The sequence below is a fragment of the Kitasatospora sp. NPDC004240 genome, assembly GCF_053603215.1.
In genome coordinates this window covers 22,840-48,719 of the sequence record NZ_JBSGFD010000050.1, presented here as the reverse complement: position 1 = coordinate 48,719, position 25,880 = coordinate 22,840, and the positions used below count along the sequence as shown (strand labels likewise).

Here is a 25,880-nt window from a genome sequence, read left to right as displayed (position 1 = left end):
CGGCGGCCCGGCCCTCGGCCGCGGCGGCGGGGACGGCGGAGGCGGCGAGCACGACCGGCTCGGGCACCACGGCGGGGGCCGTCACCGGCTGGAACGGACGGTCGTAGACGTCCTCGTCGCCCGGGAGGTCCTCGTACCCGGCGGGCGCGTGGCCCTCGCCCCGGTGTCCGTAGACCCCGTCGTCGTAGGAGGAGGAGTCGTACGCGCCGGTGTCGTAGGCGCCGGTCTGGAAGGAGCCCGTGTCGTACGCGCCGGTCCCGAACGAGCCGGTGTCGTACGCGCCGGTCTCGAAGGCACCCGTGTCGTAGGAGCCCGTGTCGTAGGAGCCCGTGTCGTAGGGGCCGGTCCCGTGGCCGCCGTTCCCGTGGCCGACCGTCGGGAAGCTCCCGGTGTCGTAGCCGCCCGTCCCGTAGGCGCCGGTGGGGAAGGAGCCCGTGTCGTACGCGACGCCGTAGCCGTCGGTGTGGCCGTCCTCGGCGTGCCGGCCGTAGTGGCCCGGCTCCTCGTACGCCGGGTGCGCCGGCTGCTCGTAGACCCCGTACGACTGCTGCGGCACCCCGTACCCCGCCTCGGTCTGAGCCTCGTACATCGGCTCGTACGAGGGGTACGCGGTGGCGCGATGGGAACCGGACATGGCGCCGATCCTGCCAAATAACAAACCCGTTGGGAAACCCGGCCCCTGTGGGGGCCCGGTGAAGAAACCGCCCGCCGCCCGCGCGGACGGGCCGGGAACGGCGCGGGCGCGGGAGCGGCGGGCGGGAGAAAGCCCAGGTCAGGGGCGTTTCAGAGGCGCATGGCCTGCGGGGTCTCACGGCGCGTCAGGTCCGGGCCGTCGTACTCGCGGATGACCTCGTAGCGGGTGTTGCGCTCCACCGGGCGGAACCCGGCGTCCCGGATCAGGCCGAGCAGGTCGTCGCGGCCGAGCTTGTTCGGCGTGCCGAAGTTGTCCGCGTCGTGGGTGATCTTGTACTCGACCACCGAGCCGTCCATGTCGTCCGCGCCGTGGCTGAGCGCCAGCTGGGCGGTGGTGACGCCGTGCATCACCCAGAAGACCTTGACGTGCGGGACGTTGTCGAAGAGCAGCCGGGAGACCGCGAAGGTCTTCAGCGCCTCGGCGCCGGTGGCCATCTCGGTACGGGCCATCAGCTTGTTCCGCACGACGCCGTCCTTGGAGTCGTGGAAGTCGTGCTGGTAGCGCAGCGGGATGAAGACCTGGAAGCCGCCGGTCTCGTCCTGGAGCTCGCGCAGCCGCAGCACGTGGTCGACCCGGTGACGGGGCTCCTCGATGTGGCCGTAGAGCATGGTCGACGGCGTCTTGAGGCCCTTGCCGTGCGCCAGGCGGTGGATGCGCGACCAGTCCTCCCAGTGGGTGTCGTGGTCGACGATGTGCTGACGGACCTCCCAGTCGAAGATCTCGGCGCCGCCGCCGGTCAGCGACTCCAGGCCGGCGTCGATCAGCTCGTCGAGGATCTCGTCGGCGGACAGGCCGCTGATCTTCTCGAACCAGTGGATCTCGGTGGCGGTGAAGGCCTTCAGCGAGACGTTCGGCAGCGCCGCCTTCAGCTCCCGCAGCGAGCGCGGGTAGTAGCGCCACGGCAGGGTCGGGTGCAGGCCGTTGACGATGTGCAGCTCGGTGAGGGAGTCCACCTCCATCGCCTTGGCGAGGCGGACCGCCTCCTCGATGCGCATGGTGTACGCGTCCTTCTCGCCCGGCTTGCGCTGGAACGAGCAGTACGCGCAGGAGGCGCTGCACACGTTGGTCATGTTGAGGTGGCGGTTGACGTTGAAGTGGACGACGTCGCCGTTCTTCCGCGTCCGCACGTGGTGGGCGAGCCCGCCCAGCCAGGCCAGGTCGTCGCTCTCGTAGAGCGCGATCCCGTCCTCACGGGTCAGCCGCTCACCCGCGTAGACCTTCGCCTCCAGCTCGCGCTTGAGCCCTGCGTCCATGCGGTGCCCCGCCTCCTCCGACTTCGAATCAATGCCGGATCCGAGACTACGCCTATGCCGACAGCAGCTCCGCGAGCAGTGCCGGTTCGATGTTGCCGCCGCTCACCACGGCTGCGACCGCGGTACCGCCGATCGTGTCGGCCCGGTGGAAGTAGGCGGCCGGGGCGACCGCGCCGGAGGGCTCGGCGACCAGCCGGCCGCGGCGGGCCAGCAGGGCGACGGTGGCGCGGATCTCGTCCTCGGTCACGGTGACGATGTCGTCCACGTACGCGGTCAGGTGCTCGAAGGGCACCACGCCGACGGAGGGGGTGCGCAGCCCGTCCGCGATGGTCCGGTAGGTGTCGGCGACCGGCCAGGAGAGCCGCTCGCCGGCCCGCAGGCTGGCCTGGGCGTCGGCGGCCAGCTCGGGCTCGACGCCGACCACCCGTACGCCGGGGCGGGTGAGCTTGAGCGCGGCCGCGGTGCCGGAGATGAGGCCGCCGCCGCTGACCGGCACCAGGACGGTGTCCAGCTCGGCGGGGGCGTCCTCGGCGATCTCCAGGCCGACCGTGCCCTGGCCCGCGATGATGAACGGGTCGTCGTACGGGGGCACCCAGACGTATCCGTGCTTCTCGGCCAGCTCGCCCGGCACGGTGTCCCGCTCGTCCGGGCCGACCATGAGCACCTCGGCGCCGAACGCCCGGGTGTTGTCGACCTTCACCTGCGGCGAGGTGTCGGGCATCACGATGACGGCCTTGATGCCGAGCAGTTGGGCCGCGTACGCGACCGCCTGGGCGTGGTTGCCGCTGGACTGGGCGACCACCCCGCGGGCCCGCTCGGCCTCGGTGAGCGCGGCCAGCCGGTTGTACGCGCCACGGGTCTTGAAGGCCCCGGTCGGCTGGAGGTTCTCCGGCTTCAGCCAGAGCCGGCGCTCGCCGTCCGCCGCCCAGGGCGCGGGGACGAGCGGGGTGCGCACCGCCACGCCCGCGATCCGCTGCCGGGCAGCGCGCAGCTCCTCCAGACCGACCAGTGCCATCCCGTTACTCTCCTTCGACCAGGGGGAGTTCGCTGACCCTGCTCTCCCACTTGGTCGACAGTACGACGGTGGTGCGGGTACGTGCCACACCCTTCGTGCCGGAGATCTTCTTGACCACCGACTCCAGGCCCTCCACGTCGGAGACCCGCACCTTGAGCATGTACGAGTCGTCACCCGCGATGAACCAGCAGTCCTCGACCTCGCCGAGGTCCTTGAGCCGGAACGCCACGTCCTCGTGGTCGGCCGCGTCGGTGAGCAGCAGACCGATCAGGGCCGTCACGCCGAAGCCGAGCGAGGCCGGGTTGACCGTCGCCCGGTAGCCGGTGATCACACCGGCCTGCTCCAGCCGGTTGATCCGGTCGGTGACGCTCGGGCCGGACAGGCCGACCAGCCGGCCCAGCTCGGCGTAGGAGGCGCGGCCGTTCTCCCGGAGCGCCTGGATGAGCTGTCTGTCCACCGTGTCCATATACCGTCCGCGTCCTTCCGAACCTCGCCAGACCCACAGATCATTATCCGGATTCAAAGGCGCCGTGTGCGGACCAACCCGGATATCGCAGAGAACATACTCTCCCGTAGCGGGCCGTCTCACGCCCCCTCACCCGGCCCGGTCCGCGTCCTTTCCCGCTCGGGCGCCCGCCGCGCCCAACTCGCCCTCCCAGCGCCGGTACAGGCGGTGCGGCACGGCGACGGCGTCCAGGACCCGTCCGGCCACGAAATCCACCAGCTCGCGGACGGTGGAGCCGCCGGCGTAGAAACCGGGCGAGGCGGGGAGCACGACCGCGCCCTGCGCGTCCAGCTCCACCAGGTGCTTCAACGTCACCCCGTTGAGTGGTGTCTCGCGCACGCACACCACCAGCGGACGGCGCTCCTTCAGGGTGACCGAGGCGGCCCGCTGGAGCAGGTCCTTGCTCAGCCCGAGCGCGATCCCGGCCACCGCCCCGGTGGTCGCCGGCACCACCAGCATGCCCTTGGCCGGGTAGGAGCCGCTGGACGGGCCCGCCGCGAAGTCGCCCGCCGCCCAGTAGCGGACGTCGTCCAGCCCGTAGCCGGTGCCGCCGTCGGTGCCATCGCCGGTGCCGGTGCCCAGCCACTGCGCGAGGTCCTCGCGCCAGCGGGCGTCCCGGAAGGAGATCCCGGTCTCGTCCAGGATCGTCAGCCGCGCCGCCCGGCTGACCACCAGGTCCACGGCCTCCCCGGCGGCGAGCAGCCCCCGGATCACCGACGCGGCGTACGGGGTCCCGGAGGCCCCCGAGACCCCGACGACCCAGGGCTGACGTACTGGCTGCTGCGCGATCTCCATGGCGCCCAGTCTTCCACCGCCGGGACCGGCCGCCGGGTTCCGCCGCCGGGGCCGCGCGGCCACGTGGGACCGACGGGTCGTCAACCCCTGCGAGGATGGGGCCATGGCAGTGACCCTCGTCGACCTCACCCATCAGGTGACCACCGCGATGCCGGTCTACCCCGGCGATCCCGCGGTGGTCCTGGAGCCCGCGCTGACCACCGCGTCCGCCGGGGTGAACGTGCTGGCCCTGCACCTCGGCTCGCAGTCCGGCACCCACGTGGACGCGCCGTACCACGTGGACGTCACCTGGCCGACCCTGGACGGGCTGCCGCTGGAGCGCTTCACCGGCCCGGCCGTGGTCGCCGACGTCCGCGGTCTGGAGCCCCGGGCGGCGGTGACGCCCGAGCTGCTCGCCCCCGCCCTGGCCGCCGCCGGACCGGGCACGGTGCTGCTGATCGCCACCGGCTGGACCCGGCACTGGGGCACCGACGCCTACCTCGCCCACCCGAGCCTCACCCCCGCGGCCGCCGAGGCGATCGTGGCGGCCGGCGTACGGACCGTCGGCGTGGACGCGCTGAGCGTGGACCCCACCCCCGACCCGGGCCCGGGCGATCCGGCGGTGGCCGCGCTGCTGGCCGACCTCACCGACGAGCACGACGAGCACGACCGGCACCCCGGTGCCGGGGAGCCGGGTCTGGCCGCCCACCGGGTGCTGCTGGGCGCCGACGGCGGCGGGGTGATCGCGGAGAACCTGACCGACCTGCGGCCGCTGCTGGAGGCCCAGGCGGCCGGCCGGCCGGTGGAGGTGTCGCTGTTCCCGTTGCGCCTGGTCGCGGCGGACGGTGCCCCGGTCCGGGCGGTCGCACGGCTGGGCTGACCCCCCTCTTGGTCTAGACCAAGTCCGGCGGGCGCAGGTACGCTGTCCGGTCATGGCAGAGATCATCGGCGTCATCGAGCAGCTCTGGCGCTACCCCGTGAAGTCCACGGGCGGCGAGCGGCTCGACTCCGTCGAGGTGGACGGGCGCGGCCTTGCCGGCGACCGGCTCTACGCCGTGCGCGACGGCGCCGGCAAGTTCGGCTCGGGCAAGAACACCCGCCGCTTCCGCCGGATGGACGGCCTGCTGCGGCTCTCCTCCCGGCTCGGCCGCCACCTCGACAGCCCGGAGCTGCTCGACCCGCTCGGCCGGACCGTCGCCGACCCGACCGCCTTCCTGCGCGCCTACCTCCAGCGGGAGGACGTCGAGCTGGCCCGCGAGGACGCCGTCTCCCACTTCGACCAGCTGCCGGTCAGCGTGCTCACCACCGCCACCCTGGACTGGGTGCGCGAGGCCGCGCCGTCCGCCGTGGTCGATGTCCGCCGCTTCCGTCCCAACATCCTGCTGCGCACCCCGCCGGGGACGGCGCCCTTCGTCGAGGACACCTGGTTCGGCCGGGAGGGCCGGGGCGGCTGCGGCACCCGGCTGGCGTTCGTCCGCTCCAGCGAGCGCTGTGTGATGACCACCGCCCCGCAGCCCGGCCTGCCGCACGCCTCCGAGATCCTCAAGGTGATCGTCCACGCCCACGACGGCCGGCTGGACGCGCTCGCCGAGGTCGCCGCCCCCGGACGGCTGTCCGTCGGCGACGAGCTCACCCTGCACTGAACCCTCACCCGGCCGGTCCGTTAAATCCGTTGAGGGGCGAGGCTCGGCGATCTATAACATGTCACATGTTGCACACCGAGAGAGTGACCCTGCGCGGCCGTCACGACGGCGACATCCCCGTCCTCCACGCCGAGCTCTACGAGGACGTGGCCACCCGCGTGCGCGCCGACACCCGTCCCTGGCTGCCGCTGCCGCCCGACCCGGCCCGCTCCCCGTACGCGACCACGGACGCGCCCGACGCCGCCTTCTTCTCGGTCGTCGAACGCGCCACCGGCGAACTGGCCGGCGAGGCCCTGCTGTGGGGCATCGACACCCACAACCGGGTCGGCCACCTGGGCATCGCCCTGCGCCCCGCCTTCCGCGGCCGCGGCCTGGCCCGCGAGACGATCACCGCGCTCTGCGGGTACGGCTTCGAGGTCCGCGGCCTCAACCGGCTGCAGATCGAGACGCTCGCCGACAACCACCCGATGATCGCCGCCGCCAAGGCCACCGGCTTCACCCACGAGGGCACCCTGCGCCGCTCCGCCTGGACCTACGGCGCCTTCGCGGACGAGGTGCTGCTCGGCCTGCTCGCCGAGGAGTGGCACGGCCAGCGGGCGTGACCGGCGCCCACCGGCCGCGCCCGGGCCGGCGGGCTCAGCCCCTGATCAGGCAGAACGGGTGCCCGGCGGGGTCGGCGTAGACCCGCCAGGAGCCGGCGTCGCTCAGCGGGGCCGCGCCGAGGGCCACCACCTGGGCCTCGGCGGCGTCCAGGTCCGCCACGTCGACGTCCAGGTGCAGCTGCTGGGGGTGGCCCGGGTCGGGCCACTGCGGCGGGTGGAAGTCCTCGACGCGCTGGAAGCAGAGCACCATGCCGCTGTCGGTGTGCAGGGTCGACCAGTTCGGGCCCAGCGACCAGCGCGGATCGGGACGGTCGACCTCACCGCCGACCAGGGCGGCGTAGAAACGGGCCAGGGCGGCCGGGTAGTGGCAGTCCAGGACGATGCACTGCAGCGTGCCGATCACGGGAACTCCTCGGATGGACGGTCAAGAGGCGGCCGGTCGGGGGATGGACAGCGCCTCCGACCAGTGTCGATCATTGACCGATGATCATGGGAACTGGCTCGCCGTGGAACCGCCTCGACCGACTCCGGCGCGAGCGTGGGCTGTTGACGCCCACCGAGCTGGTGGACCTCGCCGACCGGGACGTGATCGCGCTCGACCCGTTCTCGGTGATCGTCTCGCGGCGGGTACGCCTGGAGCCCGGCACCGTGCTCTACCCCGGCGCGGTCGTCGAGTGCGACGAGCACAGCACCTGCGAGCTCGGCCCCGGCACCACCCTGCACGGCGGCACCCGGATCACCGCCACCTGCGGCGCCAGCATCGCGATCGGCCGGGGCACCGAACTCGGCGACGGCGGCACCCGGATCACCGCCGCCGGCACCGACGCCGTCGAGATCGGGGACCGCACCCGCCTCGCGGGCGGCGCCGAGGTGCTGGGCGGCAGCCGGCTCGGCGCCGGCAGCCAGATCCTCGGCGCGGTCTCGGCCCGCTCGGTCGACCTCGCAGCCGGCCACCCCCACACCTACCCCGACCCCGACCACCGCGGCGCCGTCCTCAAGGGCTTCGGCCGCGCGGTCGGCATACGGCTGGGCGTCGGCGAAGTCATCAACGCCACCGGCGACTTCGCCACCACCCCGGTCGAACGCCAGCGTCGCTACCACCCCACCGCACCCCATCTGGGCTGACCCGGGCTCCCCCCGCCGGGGGAGGACGGATCCTGCGGCCGCCGGATTCGCCGGGGCGGCCCCGACGGCCAGACTTCAGGAGGATCGAAGGAAGCGCCGCACTCGGGGGTTGAGGATGAACAGGGCACTGGTACGACGCGGCGAACTGGCCGGTCACGTGGCGGCGGTCGCCGCCCTGGCCTACGCGGCGCCGCACTTCTGGTGGGGCGCCGGCGTCGGCGCCACCTTCCCCGGCGACTTCGCCTCGGCGCCGCACGGCACCTGGGAGGCCGCGATCGGCTACTGGGTGATGGGCGCGGTGGCGGTGGCCGGCGCGGGCCTCTCGCTCGCCCTGGTCCGGCCCTGGGGAAGGCGCCTTCCGGACCGGCTGATCGCCCTTCCGGCGCTGGCCGCCTCGGTCGGGATGACGCTGTGGGGCCTCACCTACTTCGCGATGCAGTACCTGCTCGCCGCCGACCGCGTGGTCTCCGCCCCGGCCTTCGCCGCCAAGGACGCCCACCCGCAGGCCGCCTGGGGCCTCTTCTGGTACGGGCTGTTCGTCCTCTGGGGCCTCACCCTCGGCGCGGCCGCATGGCAGCGGCTGCGCGGGTCCGGGCGGAGCCGCGACTGCGGGTGCGCGTGTGCGCGCGCCGCCTAGACGTCGAGGGACGGGAGCATGCCGAGGAAGAGCGTCAGGGTGCCGACGACGGTGAGGCCGACCAGCGCCTTGGGCGCGGACCGCACCGGCCGCGGGCGGAGCCCCTCGGCGGGCCACCAGCCGTGGGCGGCGACCAGCAGTCCCCCGCCGACGACGGCCAGGCCCAGCAGGGCGGCGCCGCCCGGCAGGATCAGGCCGCTGCCGAAGATCCACACCTTGTCGTGCAGATAGCGGGCCGGCACCTCGTTCGAGCGGTCCGGGCCGCACCAACCGGGCCGCACGTCCGCCGGGCGGGCGCAGGAGCTCCCCGGCCGCGGCGGGGCGTACTCGTCGCCCCGGCCGCCCTTGAGCTCGACCCCCGTGACCTCCGGGCCACCGCCGTCCGGGCGGAACGTGCCGAAGCAGTGGTGGACCGTACCGCCGCCACCACGGTCGGCGTTGCTCACGTACGAGTCCACGCAGCGCGAAACCGCCATCGTGCCGCGCTCACCGGCCCAGCCGGCCCCGGCCAGCACCTCCGAGCCGAACTGCACCAGGACCCACAGGCCCATCGCGACGATGTGAAACGCGACCACCAGCAGCCCGTACCGCCGCCGCTGCCCGGCTCCCCCGCCTTCAGCACTCATCCCGCCACGGTAGGCGCCGGGGCCGACACCTGTCAGGCCCCGTGCACCCCGAACTCGCCCCGCACGGTGGCACATACGAACGCCTGCCAGGCCTCCGGGGTGAAGCGCAGACGCGGCCCGTGCGGATCCTTGGAGTCACGGACCGAACCCGGGCGCGCGTCGTCAACCTCGATGCAGTTGTTGTTGTCGCTACCGCCGCTGTAACTGCTCTTACGCCACTGCTCAGGCACCGGGGAACTCACCGTCGGCGACAGCGGTGACGAACGACTGCCACGCGTCGGAGGTGAAGCGCAGACGCGGCCCGTGCGGATCCTTGGAGTCACGGACCGAGCCGGGGCGTGCGTCGTCGACCTCGATGCAGTCGTTGCTCTCGTTACCGCTGCTGTAACTGCTCTTGCGCCACTGCTCAGTTCGGTGCATTCGCGTGGTCCTCCGCCGTCGATTCGATCAAGGCCAGGGACGCCTCCGGCGACAACGCGGCGGCCCTGACGAGATCGTAGGCCAGCGAACACTTCTCGACCAGCGCCGGATCGTCGATGAGGTTCCCCGAGTAGAGGCCCTCGTCATACGCCACTGGCGGCGCTTCCTCAAAGGTCATCAGGCACAGCGAGCCCACCATCAGCGGGTGCGCCCCGGTCTCGTACGGAACGACCTGGAGAAGCACCCTCCGGCTGCGAACCAGGTCGGCGAGGTGCTTCAACTGGCCTGCCATCACTGCATGTCCGCCCACAGGCCGACGCAGAACGGCCTCATCGAGAACCGCCCAGTAGAACGGGGCCTTCGGCTGGTCGAGCAGCTTGGCCCGGGCGAGCCGAGCGGCCACCATCTCCTCGTTCTCCGCAGCCTTCCGCAGCGGCTCCGCCGCCTCGAAGAGCGCGCGGGCGTAGTCCGGCGTCTGCATCAGGCCGGGCACCAGCAGCGGAGCGAACTGGCTGATGCTCTTCGCCGTCGACTGCAGTTCGTTGACGTGGACGAAGTAGTCGGCGTAGCGCGAGGACTTCCGCACCATCTCGTACATCCGCTGGAAGTGCCCGTCCGTCAGGAGCACCTTGTCGAGGTGCCTGGACAGGTCCTCCTGCGGCCGGCGGACCGCCGCCTCCATCTGCCCGATGTACGCCCCCGAGCAGAACACCAGCTTCCCCAAGGCGTCCTGGGTCAGCCCCGCCAGCTCGCGGAGCCGGCGGAGCTCGGCGCCGTAGTACCCGCGCGGCGCGTCCGACGGGTCGAAGTCCTTGGCCATGAGTGCCACTCCCCTCAACGAGACCGTTGCCGGGTATGACGTTAGACACTCACAGCCATGAGGTCGATACAAACAGTGACGTTGTTGGATTGACGCCCTCCCGGCCCTGAAGGACCGGGATTCCTGCCACGGTCGGGTGACCGTCTCGATGGGTTCCTGCTTCAACGCGCTGTGCCGGGACGGGCCCGGTCTTATCTGCGCTCTGCGAGGCGTTTAGCCTGTCCGCCCGTCCGGCGGCCAGGATGTTGCGGGCTGCGTTCACGTCCCGGTCGTGGGCGGTCCCGCAGTCCCCACAGGTCCATGCGCGGACGTTGAGGGGCTTGGGTCCGTCCTTGATCCCGCACGCGGAGCACACCTGTGAGGTGGGCTCGAAGCGTCCGATCCGGCCGAAGTACCGGCCGTGCTTGACGGCCTTGTACTCCAGCATCATCACGAACTGCGACCATCCGGCGTCGTGCACGGACTTGGCGAGCCGGGTCCTGGCAAGCCCCTTCACGCTGAGGTCTTCGACGTACACCGCTTGGGTCTCGCGAATGATCGAAGTGCTCAGCTTGTGGTGCCAGTCCCTGCGCTGGTCCGCCACGCGGGCGTGCTGCCGGGCCACCTTCTTGCGGGCCTTGGCCCGGTTGTTACTGCCCTTCGCGCACCGGCTGAGGGCCTTCTGCATCCGCTTGAGCTTCTTCTCGGCACGGCGCAGGAACTTCGGGGACTCCACCTTGCGGCCGTCGGACATGACGGCAAAGTGGGACAGTCCGAGGTCGATGCCGGTCTCGGTGTCCAGCCCGGGCAGGATCTCGGGATCGGTGTCCACCACGAACGACACCCAGTATCGGTCGGCGGCGTCCTTGGTGACCGTCACCGAGGTAGGAGCGGAAGGCAGTTGCCGGGACCACCGGATCTCCAGGTCCCCGACCTTGGCGACGTACAGCTTGCCGTTGTCGCGCAGGTCGAAGCCGTTGACGGTGAGCCGGATCGACTGCTTGTTGTCCCGCTTCGACCTGAAGCGCGGCGGGGAGACCTTCGGCCCCTTGCGCTTGCCGGTGACGGAGGAGAAGAAATTCCGGTAGGCCATGTGCAGGTCCCGCAGGGCCTGCACCAGCACCACCGAGGACACCTCACCCAGCCACGCCCGTTCCCCGGTGCGCTTGGCGGCGGTGATGACCTGCTTCTGGAGGTCGGTGTCCTTGATGTACGGCAGCCCCGCCGCGTGGGCTTCCCGACGGGCACGCAACCCATCGTTGAAGACCACCCGGGCACATCCGAACGCACGAGCCAGCGACTGTCGCTGACCCGGCGTGGGATACGCGCGGAAGTTGTAGCGGAGCTGCATGGACCAACCGTAGTAACGGTTGGTCCATGGATACAAACACGGACTACAGGCGAGGCAGGCACGTCGTTACGGCGATGCATGTTCATTTGGTCTTCGTGACGAAATACCGGTGCGGCGTCTTCACCGACGCCACGCTGACCCGCTGCGAAGAGATCATGCGGAAGGTCTGCGGCGACTTCGAGGCGGACCTGAAGGAGTTCAACGGCGAACGTGATCACGTGTACCTGCTGGTGGAGTACCCGCCGAAGGTGGCCGTCTCCGGCCTGGTGAACAGCCTCAAGAGCGTCTCCGCCCGGCTGCTGCGCAAGGAGTACACGTACGCGATGAACTGCGCCGTCATGCACGGACACCTCTGGTCGCCGTCCTACTTCGCCGCATCCTGCGGCGGCGCACCGCCGGCGGTCATCCGCGAGTACATCGAGAACCAGCAGCGCCCGGCGTAGGGCGCGCTCCGCGCTGCGGACCGAACCAGCTAACCCAGCCCTGAAGGACAGGGCTTGCGCCGGACATGCTGGTCAGATCCCCAGACCGCGCACGATCAGGTCCACCAGTGCGAAGAAGAACAGCGAGATGCCCACGAACCCGTTCGTCTGGAAGAACGCCCGGTTGAGCCTCGACAGGTCGTTCGGCTTCACGATGGTGTGCTCGTACACGAAGGCGCCCGCGACGACCGTGAGGCCGACCCAGAACGCCGGTCCGGCGTCCGTGAGCAGGGCGTACCAGCCCAACAGGAGCGTTGTCAGGACGTGGCAGACCCGCGCGCCCCACACGGCGGCCGGGACGCCGTACTTGGCGGGCACCGAGCGGACGCCCTCCTCGCGGTCGGACTCGGTGTCCTGGCAGGCGTAGACGAGGTCGAAGCCGCCGATCCAGATGCCGACGGCGAGGCCGAGCACCACGGCGTCCCAGGACCAGGTGCCGGTGACGGCGAGCCAGGCGCCGATCGGGCCCATGGCCTGGGCGAGGCCGAGGATGGCCTGCGGGAAGTCGGTGAACCGCTTGCCGTACGGGTAGACGACCATCGGGACGACGGCGACCGGGGCGAGGGCCAGGCAGAGCGGGTTCAGCAGGGCGGCCGCGCCGACGAAGACCACCAGGGCGATCGCCGAGCCGATGTAGGCGGTCTTCAACGAGACCGCGCCGGTGACCAGTTCGCGGCCGGCGGTGCGCGGGTTGCGGGCGTCGATCTCGCGGTCGATGATCCGGTTGGCGGCCATGGCGAAGGTGCGCAGGCCGACCATGCAGACGGTGACGATGAAGAGCTCGCCCCAGTGCACCCGCTCGTCGGCGAGGAACATCGCGGTGAGCGCGGCGATGTAGGCGAAGGGCAGGGCGAAGATCGAGTGCTCGATCATCACCAGCCGCAGGAAGGCCTTGACCTTGCTCTGGGGGGCCTCGGGCAGGGAGGCGGCGGTGCTCATCAGAGCCCGTACTCCTTCCAGCGGCGGTCGACCAGGGCGGCGGTGTCCGGGTCGGAGGCGACCATCTCGGGCCAGCCGCCGTCGCGGGTGTAGCCCTCCTCGGGGAGCTTGCGGGTGGCGTCGATGCCGGCCTTGCCGCCCCAGAACTGCTGGTAGGAGGCGTGGTCGAGGTGGTCGACCGGGCCTTCGACGACGCTGAGGTCCCGGCTGTAGTCCACGTTGCCGAGGGCTCGCCAGGCGACCTCCTGGTAGTCGTGGACGTCGCAGTCGGAGTCCACCACGATGATCAGCTTGGTCAGCGACATCATGTGGGCGCCCCAGATGGCGTGCATGACCTTCTGGGCGTGCTTGGGGTACTTCTTGTCGATCGAGACGATCACGCAGTTGTGGAAGCCGCCGGCCTCGGGCAGGTCGTAGTCGACGATGTCCGGGATGATCACCTTCAGCAGCGGCAGGAAGAAGCGCTCGGTGAACTTGCCCAGCGGGCCGTCCTCCGTGGGCGGGCGGCCGACCACGATGGACTGCAGGATCGGCCGGCGGCGCATGGTGACGCAGTCGATCGTGAGCGCCGGGAACGGCTCCTGCGGGGTGTAGAAGCCGGTGTGGTCGCCGAACGGGCCCTCGGGGAGCATCTCGCCGGGCTCCAGCCAGCCCTCCAGGACGACCTCGGCGTCGGCCGGGACCTGGAGCGGGACGGTCTTGCAGTCGACCATCTTCACCCGCTCGCCCGCGACGAAGCCGGCGAACAGGTACTCGTCGATGTCGCCGGGCAGCGGGGCGGTGGCGGCGTAGGTGACGACGGGCGGGCAGCCGAAGGCGATGGCCACCGGCAGCTTCTCGCCGCGCCTGGCGGCCACCTGGTAGTGGTTGCGGCTGTCCTTGTGGATCTGCCAGTGCATGCCGATGGTGCGCCGGTCGTGGCGCTGGAGCCGGTAGAGGCCGAGGTTGCGGATGCCGGTGTCCGGGTCCTTGGTGTGGGTGAGGCCCAGGTTGAAGAAGGAGCCCCCGTCCAGCGGCCAGGTGAACAGCGCGGGCAGCTCGTCCAGGTTGACGTCGTCGCCGGTGAGCACGACCTCGTGCACCGGGGCGTCGGCGGACTTCACGTGCTTCGGCGGCACGTGGGCCATCGAGGCGAGCTTGCCGAAGGCGTCCCGGAAGCCGGTGAAGCCCTGCGGGAGCTCCGGCTTCAGCAGGCCGGCGATCTTCTCGGAGATCTCCTCGGGGCCCTTGAGGCCGAGCGACCTGGCGAGCCGGCGCTCGGTGCCGAAGACGTTCATCGCCAGCGGCATCGAGGAGCCCTTGACGTTCTCGAAGAGCAGCGCCGGGCCCTTGGCCTTCTGCACGCGATCGACGATCTCGCCGATCTCCAGATGGGGGTCGACCTCAACCTTGATGCGCTTGAGGTCGCCTTCGCGGTCGAGGGCCCGCAGAAACGAGCGGAGATCGTCGTATGCCATGCCAGTCAGTATCCGCCACCCGATAGCCTGGCTCGGTCAAGGGCCCCTGTTCACCTGTCGGCGCCCAGAGCCCTGTCGCCCTAGACCGTGTCACCGACCGTGTCACCGGTACCGTTCGCCGCCCGGGGGAGATCACTGCCGTGCTGAGGATCCTGACCTTCGTGCTCCCGCTCGCTCTGTGGGTGTGGGCCTTCATCGACTGCCTGACCACTCCCGAGGAGGAGGTCAAGCACCTGCCCAAGGTGATCTGGGTGATCATCGTGCTGCTCTTCCCGCTGGTCGGCTCGATCGCCTGGCTGGTGGCCGGCAAGCAGCGCGCGTACGCCCGCCCGGCCGGTGGCGGCCGCACCACGGGCTACCCCGAGTACGAGCGGGCGCGCGGCGGCCGCCCGCTGGCGCCCGACGACGACCCGGAGTTCCTGGCGTCGTTGAAGAAGGACAACAAGCAGCACGAGGACATGCTCAAGCAGTGGGAGGCCGACCTGCGCCGCCGCGAGGAGGAGCTGCGGGGCAGGGACGAGCCCGAGGACGGCCGCAAGGGCTGACGCCCTCCCTCGGACAGCCCACCCGGAGCCTTCCGGGTGGGCTTCGTCGTTTTTGGCGCTTCCCTACGAGAACCGGCCCCCGGAATCGCACCGGTGCGCCGGTCACCCTCGGCTCACGTCCGCCCGGGGGGATTCCCGACGCACCGCGACCGGCCCGTCGCATGATGGCTCTGACCTGCACATTCCCAGAAGCACGGGGCATCCGACAGCCATTCGATCAGTCGCGCGCAGTGTTCGAACGGACACGGAGCGCGCCGAGGGCCGGGGGGCGTTTTCTGTGCAGCCCTGACATGTAAACGGACTCGACCTTGTACGGAATCGACGCCGAAACCTGCACGCGGCCCCTCGTACAGTCATAAGTGAAGAAGTGATTCGCAGCCGGGGGCAGAGCACCAGACGTTGGCTGTCGGACAGTTCCCTCACCCTTGGAGTGGTTCGAGATGACGGTTGTGCATGAGGCGCCGGTCGGCGACGAGGTCCCCGAGATCCCGGCCGACGCCCACGGGCGGGTCGCCGAGCTGCACGCACTGCGCGAGCAGGTCCTGCGCGGCCCGAGCGAGAAGGCCACCGAGGCGCAGCACGCCAAGGGCAAGCTGACCGCCCGGGAGCGCATCGAGCTGCTGCTCGACGAGGGTTCCTTCCACGAGGTGGAGCCGCTGCGCCGGCACCGCGCCACCGGCTTCGGCCTGGAGGCGAAGAAGCCGCACACCGACGGCGTCATCGTCGGCTGGGGCACCGTGCACGGCCGGACGGTCTTCACCTACGCGCACGACTTCCGGATCTTCGGCGGCGCGCTCGGCGAGGCCCACGCGCAGAAGATCCACAAGATCATGGACATGGCCATCGCGGCCGGTGCCCCGCTGGTCTCGCTGAACGACGGCGCCGGCGCCCGCATCCAGGAGGGTGTGACCGCGCTGGCCGGCTACGGCGGCATCTTCCAGCGCAACACCCGCGCCTCCGGCGTCATCCCGCAGATCTCCGTGATGCTCGGCCCGTGCGCCGGCGGCGCCGCGTACTCGCCCGCGCTCACCGACTTCATCTTCATGGTCCGCGAGACCTCGCAGATGTTCATCACCGGCCCGGACGTCGTCCAGGCGGTCACCGGCGAGAAGATCTCCCAGAACGGGCTCGGCGGCGCCGACGTCCACTCCGGGGTCTCCGGCGTCTCGCACTTCGCGTACGACGACGAGCAGTCCTGCATCGAGGAGGTCCGCTACCTCCTGTCGCTGCTGCCGCAGAACAACCGCGAGATGCCGCCGGTCGCCGTCAACGACGACCCGATCGAGCGCCGCAACGACAGCCTGCTCGACCTGGTGCCCGCCGACGGCAACCGCCCGTACGACATGCGCAAGGTGATCGAGGAGATCGTCGACCACGGCGAGTACCTGGAGGTCCACGAGCGCTGGGCCACCAACGTGCTGTGCGTGCTGGCCCGGATCGACGGCCACGTCACCGGCATCATCGCCAACCAGCCGCAGTCGCTGGCCGGCGTGCTGGACATCAACGCCAGCGAGAAGGCCGCGCGCTTCGTCCAGATGTGCGACGCCTTCAACATCCCGCTCGTCACCATGCTCGACGTCCCCGGCTTCCTGCCCGGCGTCGACCAGGAGCACGACGGCATCATCCGGCACGGCGCCAAGCTGCTGTACGCGTACTGCAACGCCACCGTGCCGCGTATCCAGCTGATCCTGCGCAAGGCCTACGGCGGCGCGTACATCGTGATGGACTCCCGCTCGATCGGCGCGGACCTGTCCTACGCCTGGCCGACCAACGAGATCGCCGTCATGGGCGCCGAGGGTGCCGCCAACGTGATCTTCCGCCGGGACATCAACGGCGCCGAGGACCCCGAGGCGATGCGCACCCAGAAGATCAAGGAGTACAAGACCGAGCTGATGCACCCGTACTACGCGGCCGAGCGCGGCCTCGTGGACGACGTCATCGACCCGGCCGAGACCCGCCAGGTGCTGGCCTCCGCGCTCTCCATGCTGCGCACCAAGCACGCCGACCTGCCGAGCCGCAAGCACGGCAACCCGCCGATGTAGCACCGCAGTTCCGCCGAACGCTCATCTCACGTCCACCGGGGGAGAAACACCGGCCATGAACGCTTCCGACCCATCTCTCGTCCGCGTCGTCCGCGGCTCGCTGACCGACGAGGAACTCGCCGCCCTCACCGCCGTGCTGATGGCCCGTGCCGTGGCCGCCCAGCAGGCCGCGGCGGCCGTCGCCCCGGTCGAGCCGATCGCCAGCTGGCAGCGCCTGGAGCGCCGCCCGGCGTACTACTCGCCGGTCAGCTGGCAGCAGGCCGCCTGATCCTCCGGGCCCGTGCGACCACGGTGCTCCACCGGCCCCGGCCGGCCCCCCGCACGGGGTGGCCGGCCGTCGCCGTTCCGAGGGCGGACAGCCGGATCTCGGTAGAATACCTACTGGACGGTATGTAGCCGATCGAGCTCAGGGAGGCTGCGATGGCCCGGCAGGCACGCGCGCTGGCGACCCGCCAGGCGGTACTCCTCGCGGCGGCCGAGGTCTTCGACGAGCGCGGCTACGCGGCCGCCACCATGGCCGAGATCCTGGACCGGGCCAAGGTCACCAAGGGCGCGCTGTACTTCCACTTCGCCTCCAAGGAGGAGCTGGCCCTGGCCGTCATCGAGGGCCAGGCCGGCTGGCTGGCCGGCTGGGAACCGCGCTCCGAGAGCCCGATGCAGACCCTGATCGACCTCGGTGACGCCTTCGCCCGCTCCCTGCTGGACGACCCGGTGCTGCGCGGCAGCATCCGGCTGACCATCGAGCACGGCAGCTTCACCGAGCCCCAGGTCGCGGCCTACCGGGGCTGGTCGGACGCGGCCCGCACGCTGCTGGAGCACGCCCGGGAGGCCGGCGAACTGCACCCCGGGGTGGACCCGGAACGGGCCGCCGACGTGATCACCGGCGCGGTGACCGGGATCCAGCTCAGCTCCCAGGTCATGACCGGGCGGCGCGACCTGCTCCGGCGGATGGCCGACCTGTGGACGCTGCTGCTACCGGGCCTGGTGACGCCGCGGGTGCTGGCCCGGCTCGACCTCGGCGGGCCGGGCGCCCCGCCGGAGACCGACGTGGCGGGCGCCGCGCCGGAGACCGCGGTGGCCGGGGCCACGCCGGAATCCGCTGCGGCCGGGGCTATGCCGGAACCAGGCCCGCCGGCGGCAGCGCCACCGGAGCAAGGTCCGCCACCACGGGCGTGAGCCCCTCCCCGGGCAGCCGGAGCGGGCCCGCCGCGGGCACCAGCGCCGGCAGCGCGCTCGCCCACAGCTCCCGGACGGCCGGCGGCTCCAGCCGGGCCGGGTCCTCGGCGGCGAGCAGCACCAGCCCGGCCGCCAGCGTGGTCAGCAGCTCGGCCGCCTGTCGCGGGCCGACGCCCGGGCACAGCTCACCGGCCGCCGCCGCGCGGTCGAGCAGCCGGCGGAAGAGCACGGTCAGGCCGCTCCAGTGGGCCTCGCCCGCCGCCGTCGCGGACTGCCGGCCGAGCTGCACGGCGGCCCGGACCATCACGTCCTCGCGCAGCAGCCGGGCCAGTTCGCCGGAGAGGTCGACCAGCGCCTGCACCGCCGGGCCCGGCGCCCGCAGGGCGGCCAGCGCCGCGGTGGCGAGCTCCCGACCGGCGGCGGCGCGCACACCGTCCGCGAGCGCCTGCTTGGAGACGAAGTGGAAGTAGAGTGCGCCCTTGCTGACCCCGGCCCGCCGGCTGATGTCGACCAGACTGGCGGACTCGTACCCGGCGTCCGCGAAGGTGTCCGCCGCGGCGAGCAGCACGGCCCTCCTGGTCCGCCCCGCGCGTTCCTGCTTGACCACGTGTGAACCTCCGGCCCCCGAAACCGCATGGTTGGTATCTAATCTACCGCTTGACAGAACCCCGCCGTCCAGCGGGGAGGCACCCCCGCCCATCGGCCGGAATCCGGCAACTGCCGCATCATCAAAGCCTTATGGGGGTAGGGGGAGCGGGTGGCGTGAGATCGACATCACCGACCCCGGAGGCTGAACAGAAACCGGGTGGTCTGTATGTTTCATCTGGCCGCCTGATCGCGGCCCGTCGACCGACTCCCCGGGAGCAGGGCCAGCCATGCCTTTCCACGCAGCACCCGACACGGACGGCACGTACCCGTACCCGGCCTCCGCCGCCGGCTACGACTTCCACGAACGCACGGTCTCCCGGCACCTGGTCCACCGCGCCTCCGTCTCCGAGGTGTTCATCACCGGCTGGCAGGCCACCGGCCCGTACGACTTCCTGCTCGGCGCCCAGTGGCCGCGCTCGCACGGCTTCTACCGGCTGCCCGGCGACCGCCACCACGACCCGCTGCTCACGGCCGAGACGCTCCGCCAGGCCGGGCTGCTGATCGGCCACGCCGGCTTCGGCGTCCCGCGGGACCACCACTTCGCGCTCGACGACCTCTCCTACGAGCTCGACCCCGAAGCCCTCGCCGTCACCGCCGCACCCGCCTCCCTGATGCTCAGGGTCGCCTGCCAGGACGTCCGGATGAGACACGGGCGGCTCCACGCACTGCGCGTACAGGCCGAGTTCGAACGCGACGGGCGCCCGTTCGGCCGCGGTTCGGCCCAGCTGCGGGTGATCGCCCCCGCCTCGTACGCCCGGCTGCGCGGACCGCGCCCCCACTCCCCCGCCCCCGCCCGGCCCACCGTGCCGGCCGCGCCGGAACTGGTCGGCCGCGAGCTCGCGGACGACGTGGTGCTCAGCCCCGCCCGGCCGCCGGCCGGCTGGTGGCTGCGCACCGACGTCCGCCACCCCGTGCTGTTCGACCAGCCGCTGGACCACGCCCCCGGGATGCTGGTGCTGGAGGCCGCCCGGCAGGCCGCCCAGCGGCTGCGGTTCCCCGAACCGGTCGCCCCCGTCGAGCTGGTGACCACCTTCAGCCGCTTCATCGAGCTGGACCGGCCCTGCCTGGTCCGCGCCTGGCGCGAGCCGGGCCGCGAACGCCAGCGGGTGCCGGTCCGGGTGACCCTGGAGCAGGACGGCCGGACGGCGGCCGAGTGCCGGCTGGTCACCGAGCCGCTGAGCCCCGCCCCCGCCCTGCCGTCCGTCCGGGACACCTGCTCCGCCGCGCCGACCGGGGGCAGCCGCCTGCCGCTGGCCTCCTAGCGCCCGCCGCCCCCTCGACGTCCGCTGTCAGGCCGCCACCAGGGCGGACGGGCGGCCGGCGTGCATCACGCTCAGGTTGGCGGCCAGCCGGCCGGGATCCTGGGCCAGCCATAGCCGCAGCGCGGCGCCCAGCATGGCGCTCGCCGAGCCGATCCGGACCTCGGTCACCTGGGCGATCCGGGCCGCGCCCGGCACCAGCAGGTCGGCCAGCGGCGTCGGCAGCCAGACCGTCAGCGCGCACGGCGCCGGGGTCGCCAGGGCGCCCAGCAGCCGGTAGGCGGCCGCGTGCGTGCTCAGTGTGGGGATCACGTCCAGCAGCCCGTCCGCGACCACCTCGGACACGTCGCTGCGGTGCCCCTGCGCGAGACTGCGGAGCAGCATCCGCTCGGCGGCGGTGATTCGGACGGTCAGCATGACCTCGTCGCACTCCATTGCGCGATTCCTCCTCGACGCTCTCAGAAACCCTTGTGGGAACAGCTCTTGTGGAACAGACCTTGCGGGAACGGCCCGGTCTCCGTGGTGCGGAGCCGGGCCGTCGGCGTTGGTGACCGGCCCGGTCAGATACCCGCGTACGAGTGCTTTCCGGTGACGAAGATGTTCACGCCGTAGTAGTTGAACAGCCAGCAGGCGAAGGCCAGCACCGCCAGGTACGCGGCCTTGCGCCCCTTCCAGCCGGCGGTGGCCCGGGCGTGCAGGTAGCAGGCGTAGGCGACCCAGGTGATGAACGACCAGGTCTCCTTCGGGTCCCACTCCCAGTACTTGCCCCAGGCCGCCTCGGCCCAGATCGCGCCCGCGATGATGGTGAACGTCCAGAGCGGGAAGACCAGCGCGTTGATCCGGTACGACAGCTTGTCGAAGGTGGACGCGGAGGGCATCCGGCGCCAGATCGAGGCCGAGGTGCCCAGCGGACCGGTGGTCAGGCCGTTCGCGATCCGCCGGTCGAAGGAGTCCTTCGCCAGGTACAGCAGGGTCGCGATGAAGGCCGCGTACAGCGCGCCGCCGCAGACGATCGCGGTGGAGACGTGGATCGCCAGCCAGTACGAGTGCAGCGCCGGGACCAGCTGCTCCGACTCGGTGTACAGCACGGAGACCGCGACCCCCAGGGTCAGCAGCACCGCGAGCACGACCGGCAGGCCCAGCCAGCGGACCTTCTTCTTCGCGGCCAGCAGGCCCACGTAGGCGACCGTCATGGCCAGCGCGAAGGCGCAGGAGAACTCGTACATGTTGCCCCACGGCCAGCGGGAGACCGACAGGCCGCGGGTGAGCACGCCGCCCGCGTGCAGCAGGGCCGCCAGGACGGTGAGGGAGACCGCGATCCGGCCGGCCAGGTCGGCCCGCTCGCTGGTGCCGGCCATGCCCGGGCCGTCCTCGGACTCCTCGTCCCGGCCGCTGGTGACCACGGCGGCCCCCTCGCCCGCGAGGGCGGTGCGGGTCAGCGTGGTGGTGCCGCCGCCGGCCGAGGCCACCGTGACGGTGACCTTCTTGGCGCCCTTGGCCGCGGTGTCGGCCGCGGCCACGGTCTCGGCCAGGCCGGCCTGTTCCTGGGAACGGACGGCGACGGCGCCCTTGCTGCCGAACGTCCACTCGAACATGTGGGCGAACATGGCGATCAGGTAGACGGCCATGGCCGAGTAGATCAGCTTGTTGGAGAGGTCGGCCAGTTGGGGGTCGACCGCCGAGGCGAGAAGCACCGTCTACTCCTTGGAGTTCTGGTCGGCAGGGACTGCGGGGTCTGAGGGTGCTCCCGGGCCGGCGGGGTCGTCCCCGTCCGTCTCCGGGTCGTCGGTGGCGGGGTCGCCGTCGGTGGCGGGTTCGCCGTCGGTGGCGGGGTCGCCGTCGGTGGCGGGGTCGCCGTCGTTCGCGGAGTCGTCCTCGGTGGCGGGGTCCTCGTCCGTCGCGGGGGCGTCGTCCTGGAGGTCCACCGCGAGTTCGGCCAGCTCCTCCGCGATCTTCGCGGACTCGCTGCGGGCCAGCCCGGCCAGTTCGACCAGGGTGCCGCCGTCGGGCAGCGCGACCGCCCGCACCCAGATCCGGCGGCGCTGCACGAACAGCGAGCCGATCAGGCCGAGGATCGCGAGCACACCACCGACCAGGGCGATCCCGTTGCCCGGGCGGTGGGAGATCTGGAGGCTGGCCCAGCGCTTGTAGCCCTCGAAGGTGACCGTGCCGTAGCCGTCCGGCAGGGTCCAGCCCTGGCCGGGCTTGAGCCGGGCCTTGGCGGGCTGGCCGTCCTGCTGGAGCTGGGTCAGTTTCCTGGTCTCCAGCTGGTACACGTTCTGCGGCAGGCCGGAGTCGGTGCCGAGGTCGCCCGCGAAGGCGTTCAGCACCAGCACCGGGTCCGCGTCGCCGGGGAACAGCGAGATCGGGCCGATCCGCGGGTCGAAGGTCACCGGGGCGGTCGGCAGGAAGAAGCCGGAGAAGCCCAGCTGGGTCTTCTTGCCGTCCTTGTCGCCGTAGTCGGAGACCTTGACGACCCCGGTCGAGGTCAGGTTGCCGTCCTGCGGCAGGAAGGGCGTGGCGCCGGTGTAGACCACGTCGCCCTTGGCGTTGCGGACGGTGACCACCGGGGCGTAGCCGTGGCCGATCAGGAAGACCTTGCTGTCGCCGATCTCCAGCGGGTGGTTGACCTCGATGGTGCTCCGCTTCAGCTTCGAGCGGTCGTCGCCCTCGTAGTACTCCACGTGCGCGGTGAACTGCCGGGCCGCGCCGATCTGGTCGCCCCGGCTCTGGAAGCGGGACTCGAAGCCGGTCAGCTTCAGGTAGAAGGGGTCGAGGTCGTCGGCGCCGTAGAACCTCGTGCCCTTGAAGTCGTCCAGCTGGGTCAGGGTGTTGGCGTAGCCCTCCCCGACCACCATCAGCTTGCCGCCGGAGCCGCTGGCCAGGCTCGCCCAGGCGAAGCCGCCGAGCAGCGCGAACAGCGACAGGTGGAAGACCAGGTTGCCGACCTCGCGCAGGTAGCCCTTCTCGGCGGCCACCGCGCCACCGGCGAGGTTCGCCCGGAACCGGCGCCGGCGCAGCAGCCGGTGCGCGGCCGCGCCGACCGCCTCGGGGTCGGCGTCGGTGCGCCAGGCCGCGTACACCGGCATCCGGGTCAGCACGCGCGGGGCGGCCGGCGGCTGGGCCCGCAGCACCCCGACGAACTGCCAGGTGCGCGGGACGATGCAGCCGGCCAGCGAGACGAACAGCAGGATGTAGATGGCCGAGAACCAGATCGAGCTGTAGACGTCGAACAGCTGGAGCTTCTCGTAGATCGGGGCGACCGTGGCGTGCTGCGCCTTCCAGGTCTCCACCTTGAACTCGTTCTGCCCGTTCTGCGGGATCAGCGAGCCCGGGATGGCGGCCAGCGAGAGCAGGAAGAGCAGGATCAGCGCGACCCGCATCGAGGTCAGCTGCCGCCACATCCAGCGCAGCCAGCCGAGCACCCCCAGGCCGACCGGCCCCTCCGACTCCACGGGGGCGGTGCTGAGGCGCTCGACCTCGTCCTCGATGGTCGGCCGGGGCTCCCGGTCGGTCCCGGTCGTGGTGTTGCTCACGGTCAGATTCCGATCTGGAAGTCGGCGAACTGGGACTGCGTCTCGCTCACCAGCGAGTCCCACACCCCGGTGACGAGCAGCACGCCGACCGCGACCAGCATGCCGCCGCCGACCCGCATCACCAGCGGGTAGTGGCGCTTGACCCAGCCGAAGGCTCCGAGCGCCCGGCGGAAGGCCAGCGCGGCCACGACGAACGGTACGCCGAGGCCCAGGCAGTAGGCCGTCATCAGCAGCGCGGCGCGGCCCGCGTCGGCCTCGTTCAGGGCCAGCGTCTGGATGGCGGTCATGGTCGGGCCGATGCACGGGGTCCAGCCGACGCCGAACACCACGCCCAGCAGCGGCGCGCCCAGCAGGCCGATCGCCGGCCGGCGGTGCGAGCGCAGCTCACGCATGCTCAGGCCGGGCACCAGGCCCATGAAGGCCAGGCCCATCAGGACCGTCACCGAGCCGAGCACGATCGCGATGACCCGCTTGTGCTCCTGCAGCGTGTCCCCGAAGTAGCCGAACAGCGCGCCGCCGGAGACGAAGACCGCGGTGAAGCCCAGGATGAACAGCAGCGCCCCGGCCAGCATCCGCCCGCGCCGGGCCCCGCGCGCGTCCGCGAGGTCGGCGGCGGAGAAGCCGGTGACGTACGAGAGGTAGCCCGGCACGAGGGGCAGCACGCACGGCGAGAAGAACGAGAGCAGGCCGGCGGCGACGGCGATCGGCACGGCCAGCGGCAGCGCGCCGCTCAGGACCGTCCCGGTGCTGTCGGCGAGGTGGACGGCACTCACTGCTTCCGCTCCGCCAGGACCGGCTGGAGCATCGTCTCCAGGGTGTCGTCGACCTGGCCGCCGACGGCCCGGGCGGCCAGCTTGCCGTCCCGGTCGATCACCAGGGTGGTCGGGATGGTGGCCGCGTTGAGGCTGCCCTTGGGGAACTTCAGCAGCAGCTCGCCGGCCGGGTCGAACAGGCTGGGGTAGGTGACGCCCCGCTCCTGCTCGAAGCGGATGGCGTTGGCGGGCTCGTTGTCACGGGTGTTGATGCCCAGGACCTGCACGCCCTGGTCCCGGTACTTGTCCCAGATCCGCTGGAGGTCGTCCGCCTCGGTCCGGCAGGGGGTGCACCAGGAGCCCCACACGTTGAGGACGACGACCTTGCCGCGGAAGTCGGAGAGCTTGAGCTCGGTGCCCTCCAGGGTCTTGCCGCCGATGTCCGGGGCGTCCTTGCGCTGGCCGACGGCCGACGTGGAGATGGTGCTGTTCTTGGCGGTGACGAAGCCGGTCTTGCCGTCACCGCCGTCCGAGGAGCCGGACGACGAACAGCCGGTGAGGGCCAGCGCGGCAGCGGCAGCACAGGCTGCCGCCACGGCGGCGGGACGAGGACGGGGGCGCGTCGTGCCAGACATGTGAAAAGTTTCGCATGCTGGTCCGGGCAGGTTCCGGGGGGCCCGGCATAACCTGCCGAACCCCCTCTGACCTGCGACTGAGCCGGGCGCCCGGCGGGCCGTCCGGCCGCGAAGCGCTTACGCCGGGCCCTTCGGCCCTTGCGCGGCGCGCCGTTCCCGCACCCCCGTCCGGCGGCCGTTCCGGGGCCCGGGCCTCCGGCTTTCCCGGGGCCCGGGCCGCCGGGTCCGGGCTGCCGGCGGCCACGGGCCTCACAGGGGCTCAGGCGCCGAAGCTCTTGCCCACCGGCTTGCTCCCCTTGCCGACCAGGTGCGCCGGCAGCAGGTCGCGGGCCGGCTCGCGGTAGCCGACCGAGACGATCCGGTCGCCCTCGAAGGTGAAGCTGGTCAGCGAGGCCAGCGAGCACTGCCGGTTGCGCGGGTCGTGCCAGAGCCGGCGGCGCTCCACGAAGGAGCGGACGATCCAGATCGGCAGCTGGTGGCTGACGCAGACCGCCTCGTGCCCGCGCGCCGCGTCCCGGGCCGCCCCGAGGGCGCCCATCATCCGCACCACCTGGTCGAGGTACGGCTCGCCCCAGGACGGCTTGAACGGGTTGGTGAGGTACTTCCAGTGGCCCGGGTTCTTCAGCGAGCCGTCGCCGACCCCGAAGGTCTTGCCCTGGAAGATGTTGTCCGCCTCGATCAGCCGGTCGTCCACCGCGAGGTCCAGGCCGTGCGCCTTGGCGATCGGCTCGGCGGTCTCCTGGGCCCGCTCCAGCGGGGACGCCACGACGTGCGTGATGTCCCGGCCGGCCAGGTCCTCGGCGACCCGGTCGGCCATCCGCCGGCCCAGCTCGGACAGCCGGTAGCCCGGCAGGCGCCCGTACAGGATGCCCTCCGGGTTGTGCACCTCACCGTGCCGCATCAGGTGCACGACGGTGATCTCTTTGGCGCTCACTTCTCAGTTCTCCTGGGGCTTCGTCGGTGGT

The 25,880-nt window shown here is 71.7% G+C and carries 30 protein-coding genes and 1 pseudogene; 11 read left to right on the top strand and 20 right to left on the bottom strand.

Annotation, left to right across the window (positions count from 1 at the left end; translation table 11 throughout):
* The 5 genes and pseudogenes from ACWEQL_RS16205 to ACWEQL_RS16185 form a co-directional block, all read right to left on the bottom strand.
* A pseudogene (locus tag ACWEQL_RS16205) lies at nucleotides 1-634 on the bottom strand (hypothetical protein); the annotation flags it as partial.
* Between the two features lie 149 nt (nucleotides 635-783).
* Nucleotides 784-1,947, bottom strand: a complete 1,164-nt coding sequence (gene mqnE, locus ACWEQL_RS16200; protein ID WP_452150892.1) for an aminofutalosine synthase MqnE — start codon at nucleotides 1,945-1,947, stop codon at nucleotides 784-786.
* Between the two features lie 52 nt (nucleotides 1,948-1,999).
* The gene (locus ACWEQL_RS16195) at nucleotides 2,000-2,962 is read right to left on the bottom strand and encodes a threonine ammonia-lyase (RefSeq protein ID WP_452150891.1); all 963 of its coding nucleotides are present in this window, start codon (nucleotides 2,960-2,962) and stop codon (nucleotides 2,000-2,002) included.
* A 4-nt stretch (nucleotides 2,963-2,966) separates the two neighbouring features.
* Nucleotides 2,967-3,428, bottom strand: a complete 462-nt coding sequence (locus ACWEQL_RS16190) for an Lrp/AsnC family transcriptional regulator (protein ID WP_452150890.1) — start codon at nucleotides 3,426-3,428, stop codon at nucleotides 2,967-2,969.
* Between the two features lie 129 nt (nucleotides 3,429-3,557).
* Nucleotides 3,558-4,262, bottom strand: coding sequence for a UbiX family flavin prenyltransferase (locus tag ACWEQL_RS16185; RefSeq protein WP_452150889.1), 705 nt, complete (start codon nucleotides 4,260-4,262; stop codon nucleotides 3,558-3,560).
* A 103-nt stretch (nucleotides 4,263-4,365) separates the two neighbouring features.
* On the opposite strand from ACWEQL_RS16185, the gene ACWEQL_RS16180 reads away from it, so the two are divergent.
* The 3 genes from ACWEQL_RS16180 (at nucleotide 4,366) to ACWEQL_RS16170 (ending at nucleotide 6,486) form a co-directional block, all read left to right on the top strand.
* The gene (locus tag ACWEQL_RS16180) at nucleotides 4,366-5,121 is read left to right on the top strand and encodes a cyclase family protein (protein WP_452150888.1); all 756 of its coding nucleotides are present in this window, start codon (nucleotides 4,366-4,368) and stop codon (nucleotides 5,119-5,121) included.
* 52 nt (nucleotides 5,122-5,173) lie between these two features.
* Nucleotides 5,174-5,884: an MOSC domain-containing protein gene (locus ACWEQL_RS16175; RefSeq protein ID WP_452150887.1), complete on the top strand. Its 711-nt coding sequence runs from the start codon at nucleotides 5,174-5,176 to the stop codon at nucleotides 5,882-5,884.
* 65 nt (nucleotides 5,885-5,949) lie between these two features.
* Nucleotides 5,950-6,486, top strand: coding sequence for a GNAT family N-acetyltransferase (locus ACWEQL_RS16170; protein WP_452150886.1), 537 nt, complete (start codon nucleotides 5,950-5,952; stop codon nucleotides 6,484-6,486).
* 34 nt (nucleotides 6,487-6,520) lie between these two features.
* Here the strand turns inward: ACWEQL_RS16170 and ACWEQL_RS16165 are convergent, their stop codons facing one another.
* The gene (locus tag ACWEQL_RS16165; protein ID WP_452150885.1) at nucleotides 6,521-6,889 is read right to left on the bottom strand and encodes a VOC family protein; all 369 of its coding nucleotides are present in this window, start codon (nucleotides 6,887-6,889) and stop codon (nucleotides 6,521-6,523) included.
* Nucleotides 6,890-6,969: 80 nt separating this feature from the next.
* Between ACWEQL_RS16165 and ACWEQL_RS16160 the strand changes: the two genes are divergently transcribed.
* A complete protein-coding gene (locus ACWEQL_RS16160) occupies nucleotides 6,970-7,611 on the top strand; it encodes a hypothetical protein (protein WP_452150884.1) in 642 nt (213 codons plus the stop codon).
* 115 nt (nucleotides 7,612-7,726) lie between these two features.
* Nucleotides 7,727-8,248 carry a DUF3995 domain-containing protein gene (locus ACWEQL_RS16155; RefSeq protein ID WP_452150883.1) on the top strand — a complete coding sequence of 174 codons (522 nt, stop codon included), beginning with the start codon at nucleotides 7,727-7,729 and terminating at the stop codon, nucleotides 8,246-8,248.
* Here ACWEQL_RS16155 and ACWEQL_RS16150 read toward each other — a convergent pair.
* The 5 genes from ACWEQL_RS16150 to ACWEQL_RS16130 are packed head-to-tail and all read right to left on the bottom strand — an operon-like array spanning nucleotide 8,245 to nucleotide 11,444.
* Nucleotides 8,245-8,874: a hypothetical protein gene (locus tag ACWEQL_RS16150; protein WP_452150882.1), complete on the bottom strand. Its 630-nt coding sequence runs from the start codon at nucleotides 8,872-8,874 to the stop codon at nucleotides 8,245-8,247. The two genes, ACWEQL_RS16155 and ACWEQL_RS16150, sit on opposite strands and share 4 nt — an antisense overlap.
* A gap of 32 nt (nucleotides 8,875-8,906) precedes the next feature.
* Nucleotides 8,907-9,104, bottom strand: coding sequence for a DUF397 domain-containing protein (locus ACWEQL_RS16145; protein ID WP_452150881.1), 198 nt, complete (start codon nucleotides 9,102-9,104; stop codon nucleotides 8,907-8,909).
* Nucleotides 9,097-9,294, bottom strand: coding sequence for a DUF397 domain-containing protein (locus ACWEQL_RS16140; RefSeq protein ID WP_452150880.1), 198 nt, complete (start codon nucleotides 9,292-9,294; stop codon nucleotides 9,097-9,099). Before ACWEQL_RS16140 ends, ACWEQL_RS16145 begins: the two co-directional genes overlap by 8 nt.
* Nucleotides 9,281-10,114 (bottom strand): helix-turn-helix domain-containing protein, encoded by an 834-nt coding sequence (locus ACWEQL_RS16135; protein WP_452150879.1) that lies wholly within the window; start codon nucleotides 10,112-10,114, stop codon nucleotides 9,281-9,283. Before ACWEQL_RS16135 ends, ACWEQL_RS16140 begins: the two co-directional genes overlap by 14 nt.
* A gap of 49 nt (nucleotides 10,115-10,163) precedes the next feature.
* The gene (locus tag ACWEQL_RS16130; RefSeq protein ID WP_452150878.1) at nucleotides 10,164-11,444 is read right to left on the bottom strand and encodes an RNA-guided endonuclease InsQ/TnpB family protein; all 1,281 of its coding nucleotides are present in this window, start codon (nucleotides 11,442-11,444) and stop codon (nucleotides 10,164-10,166) included.
* A 26-nt stretch (nucleotides 11,445-11,470) separates the two neighbouring features.
* Here ACWEQL_RS16130 and tnpA point away from each other — a divergent pair, with 26 nt between their 5' ends.
* Nucleotides 11,471-11,887 (top strand): IS200/IS605 family transposase, encoded by a 417-nt coding sequence (gene tnpA / locus ACWEQL_RS16125; protein ID WP_452150877.1) that lies wholly within the window; start codon nucleotides 11,471-11,473, stop codon nucleotides 11,885-11,887.
* 72 nt (nucleotides 11,888-11,959) lie between these two features.
* Here the strand turns inward: tnpA and mqnP are convergent, their stop codons facing one another.
* Together mqnP and ACWEQL_RS16115 are read right to left on the bottom strand one after the other, a co-directional pair.
* Nucleotides 11,960-12,865, bottom strand: coding sequence for a menaquinone biosynthesis prenyltransferase MqnP (mqnP, locus tag ACWEQL_RS16120; RefSeq protein ID WP_452150876.1), 906 nt, complete (start codon nucleotides 12,863-12,865; stop codon nucleotides 11,960-11,962).
* Nucleotides 12,865-14,322, bottom strand: a complete 1,458-nt coding sequence (locus ACWEQL_RS16115; protein ID WP_452150875.1) for a menaquinone biosynthesis decarboxylase — start codon at nucleotides 14,320-14,322, stop codon at nucleotides 12,865-12,867. Before ACWEQL_RS16115 ends, mqnP begins: the two co-directional genes overlap by 1 nt.
* Before the next feature lie 140 nt (nucleotides 14,323-14,462).
* Here ACWEQL_RS16115 and ACWEQL_RS16110 point away from each other — a divergent pair, with 140 nt between their 5' ends.
* From ACWEQL_RS16110 to ACWEQL_RS16095, 4 genes are all read left to right on the top strand, one after another.
* Entirely contained in the window at nucleotides 14,463-14,867 is a 405-nt protein-coding gene (locus ACWEQL_RS16110; RefSeq protein ID WP_452150874.1) for a PLD nuclease N-terminal domain-containing protein, read from the top strand.
* 440 nt (nucleotides 14,868-15,307) lie between these two features.
* Nucleotides 15,308-16,909, top strand: a complete 1,602-nt coding sequence (locus ACWEQL_RS16105; protein ID WP_452150873.1) for an acyl-CoA carboxylase subunit beta — start codon at nucleotides 15,308-15,310, stop codon at nucleotides 16,907-16,909.
* A gap of 55 nt (nucleotides 16,910-16,964) precedes the next feature.
* Nucleotides 16,965-17,177, top strand: coding sequence for an acyl-CoA carboxylase subunit epsilon (locus ACWEQL_RS16100; RefSeq protein ID WP_452150872.1), 213 nt, complete (start codon nucleotides 16,965-16,967; stop codon nucleotides 17,175-17,177).
* A 152-nt stretch (nucleotides 17,178-17,329) separates the two neighbouring features.
* Entirely contained in the window at nucleotides 17,330-18,085 is a 756-nt protein-coding gene (locus tag ACWEQL_RS16095; RefSeq protein ID WP_452150871.1) for a ScbR family autoregulator-binding transcription factor, read from the top strand.
* Here ACWEQL_RS16095 and ACWEQL_RS16090 read toward each other — a convergent pair.
* Nucleotides 18,021-18,692 (bottom strand): ScbR family autoregulator-binding transcription factor, encoded by a 672-nt coding sequence (locus ACWEQL_RS16090; protein ID WP_452150870.1) that lies wholly within the window; start codon nucleotides 18,690-18,692, stop codon nucleotides 18,021-18,023. The genes ACWEQL_RS16095 and ACWEQL_RS16090 overlap by 65 nt on opposite strands.
* Nucleotides 18,693-18,960: 268 nt before the next feature.
* Between ACWEQL_RS16090 and ACWEQL_RS16085 the strand changes: the two genes are divergently transcribed.
* A complete protein-coding gene (locus ACWEQL_RS16085; protein WP_452150869.1) occupies nucleotides 18,961-19,995 on the top strand; it encodes a ScbA/BarX family gamma-butyrolactone biosynthesis protein in 1,035 nt (344 codons plus the stop codon).
* A 27-nt stretch (nucleotides 19,996-20,022) separates the two neighbouring features.
* Here ACWEQL_RS16085 and ACWEQL_RS16080 read toward each other — a convergent pair whose 3' ends face one another.
* From ACWEQL_RS16080 to ACWEQL_RS16055, 6 genes are all read right to left on the bottom strand, one after another.
* On the bottom strand, nucleotides 20,023-20,409 hold the full coding sequence (locus ACWEQL_RS16080; protein ID WP_452150868.1) for a hypothetical protein: 387 nt from the start codon (nucleotides 20,407-20,409) through the stop codon (nucleotides 20,023-20,025).
* Between the two features lie 143 nt (nucleotides 20,410-20,552).
* Nucleotides 20,553-21,686: a c-type cytochrome biogenesis protein CcsB gene (ccsB, locus tag ACWEQL_RS16075; protein ID WP_452150867.1), complete on the bottom strand. Its 1,134-nt coding sequence runs from the start codon at nucleotides 21,684-21,686 to the stop codon at nucleotides 20,553-20,555.
* Between the two features lie 3 nt (nucleotides 21,687-21,689).
* A complete protein-coding gene (locus tag ACWEQL_RS16070; RefSeq protein ID WP_452150866.1) occupies nucleotides 21,690-23,528 on the bottom strand; it encodes a cytochrome c biogenesis protein ResB in 1,839 nt (612 codons plus the stop codon).
* Between the two features lie 2 nt (nucleotides 23,529-23,530).
* Complete coding sequence (locus ACWEQL_RS16065) at nucleotides 23,531-24,301, bottom strand: cytochrome c biogenesis CcdA family protein (protein ID WP_452150865.1); 771 nt, start codon at nucleotides 24,299-24,301, stop codon at nucleotides 23,531-23,533.
* A complete protein-coding gene (locus tag ACWEQL_RS16060) occupies nucleotides 24,298-24,915 on the bottom strand; it encodes a TlpA family protein disulfide reductase (RefSeq protein ID WP_452150864.1) in 618 nt (205 codons plus the stop codon). The genes ACWEQL_RS16065 and ACWEQL_RS16060 overlap by 4 nt, the downstream gene beginning before the upstream one ends.
* A 259-nt stretch (nucleotides 24,916-25,174) precedes the next feature.
* The gene (locus ACWEQL_RS16055; RefSeq protein ID WP_452150894.1) at nucleotides 25,175-25,816 is read right to left on the bottom strand and encodes a histidine phosphatase family protein; all 642 of its coding nucleotides are present in this window, start codon (nucleotides 25,814-25,816) and stop codon (nucleotides 25,175-25,177) included.
* Between the last annotated feature and the right edge of the window lie 64 nt (nucleotides 25,817-25,880).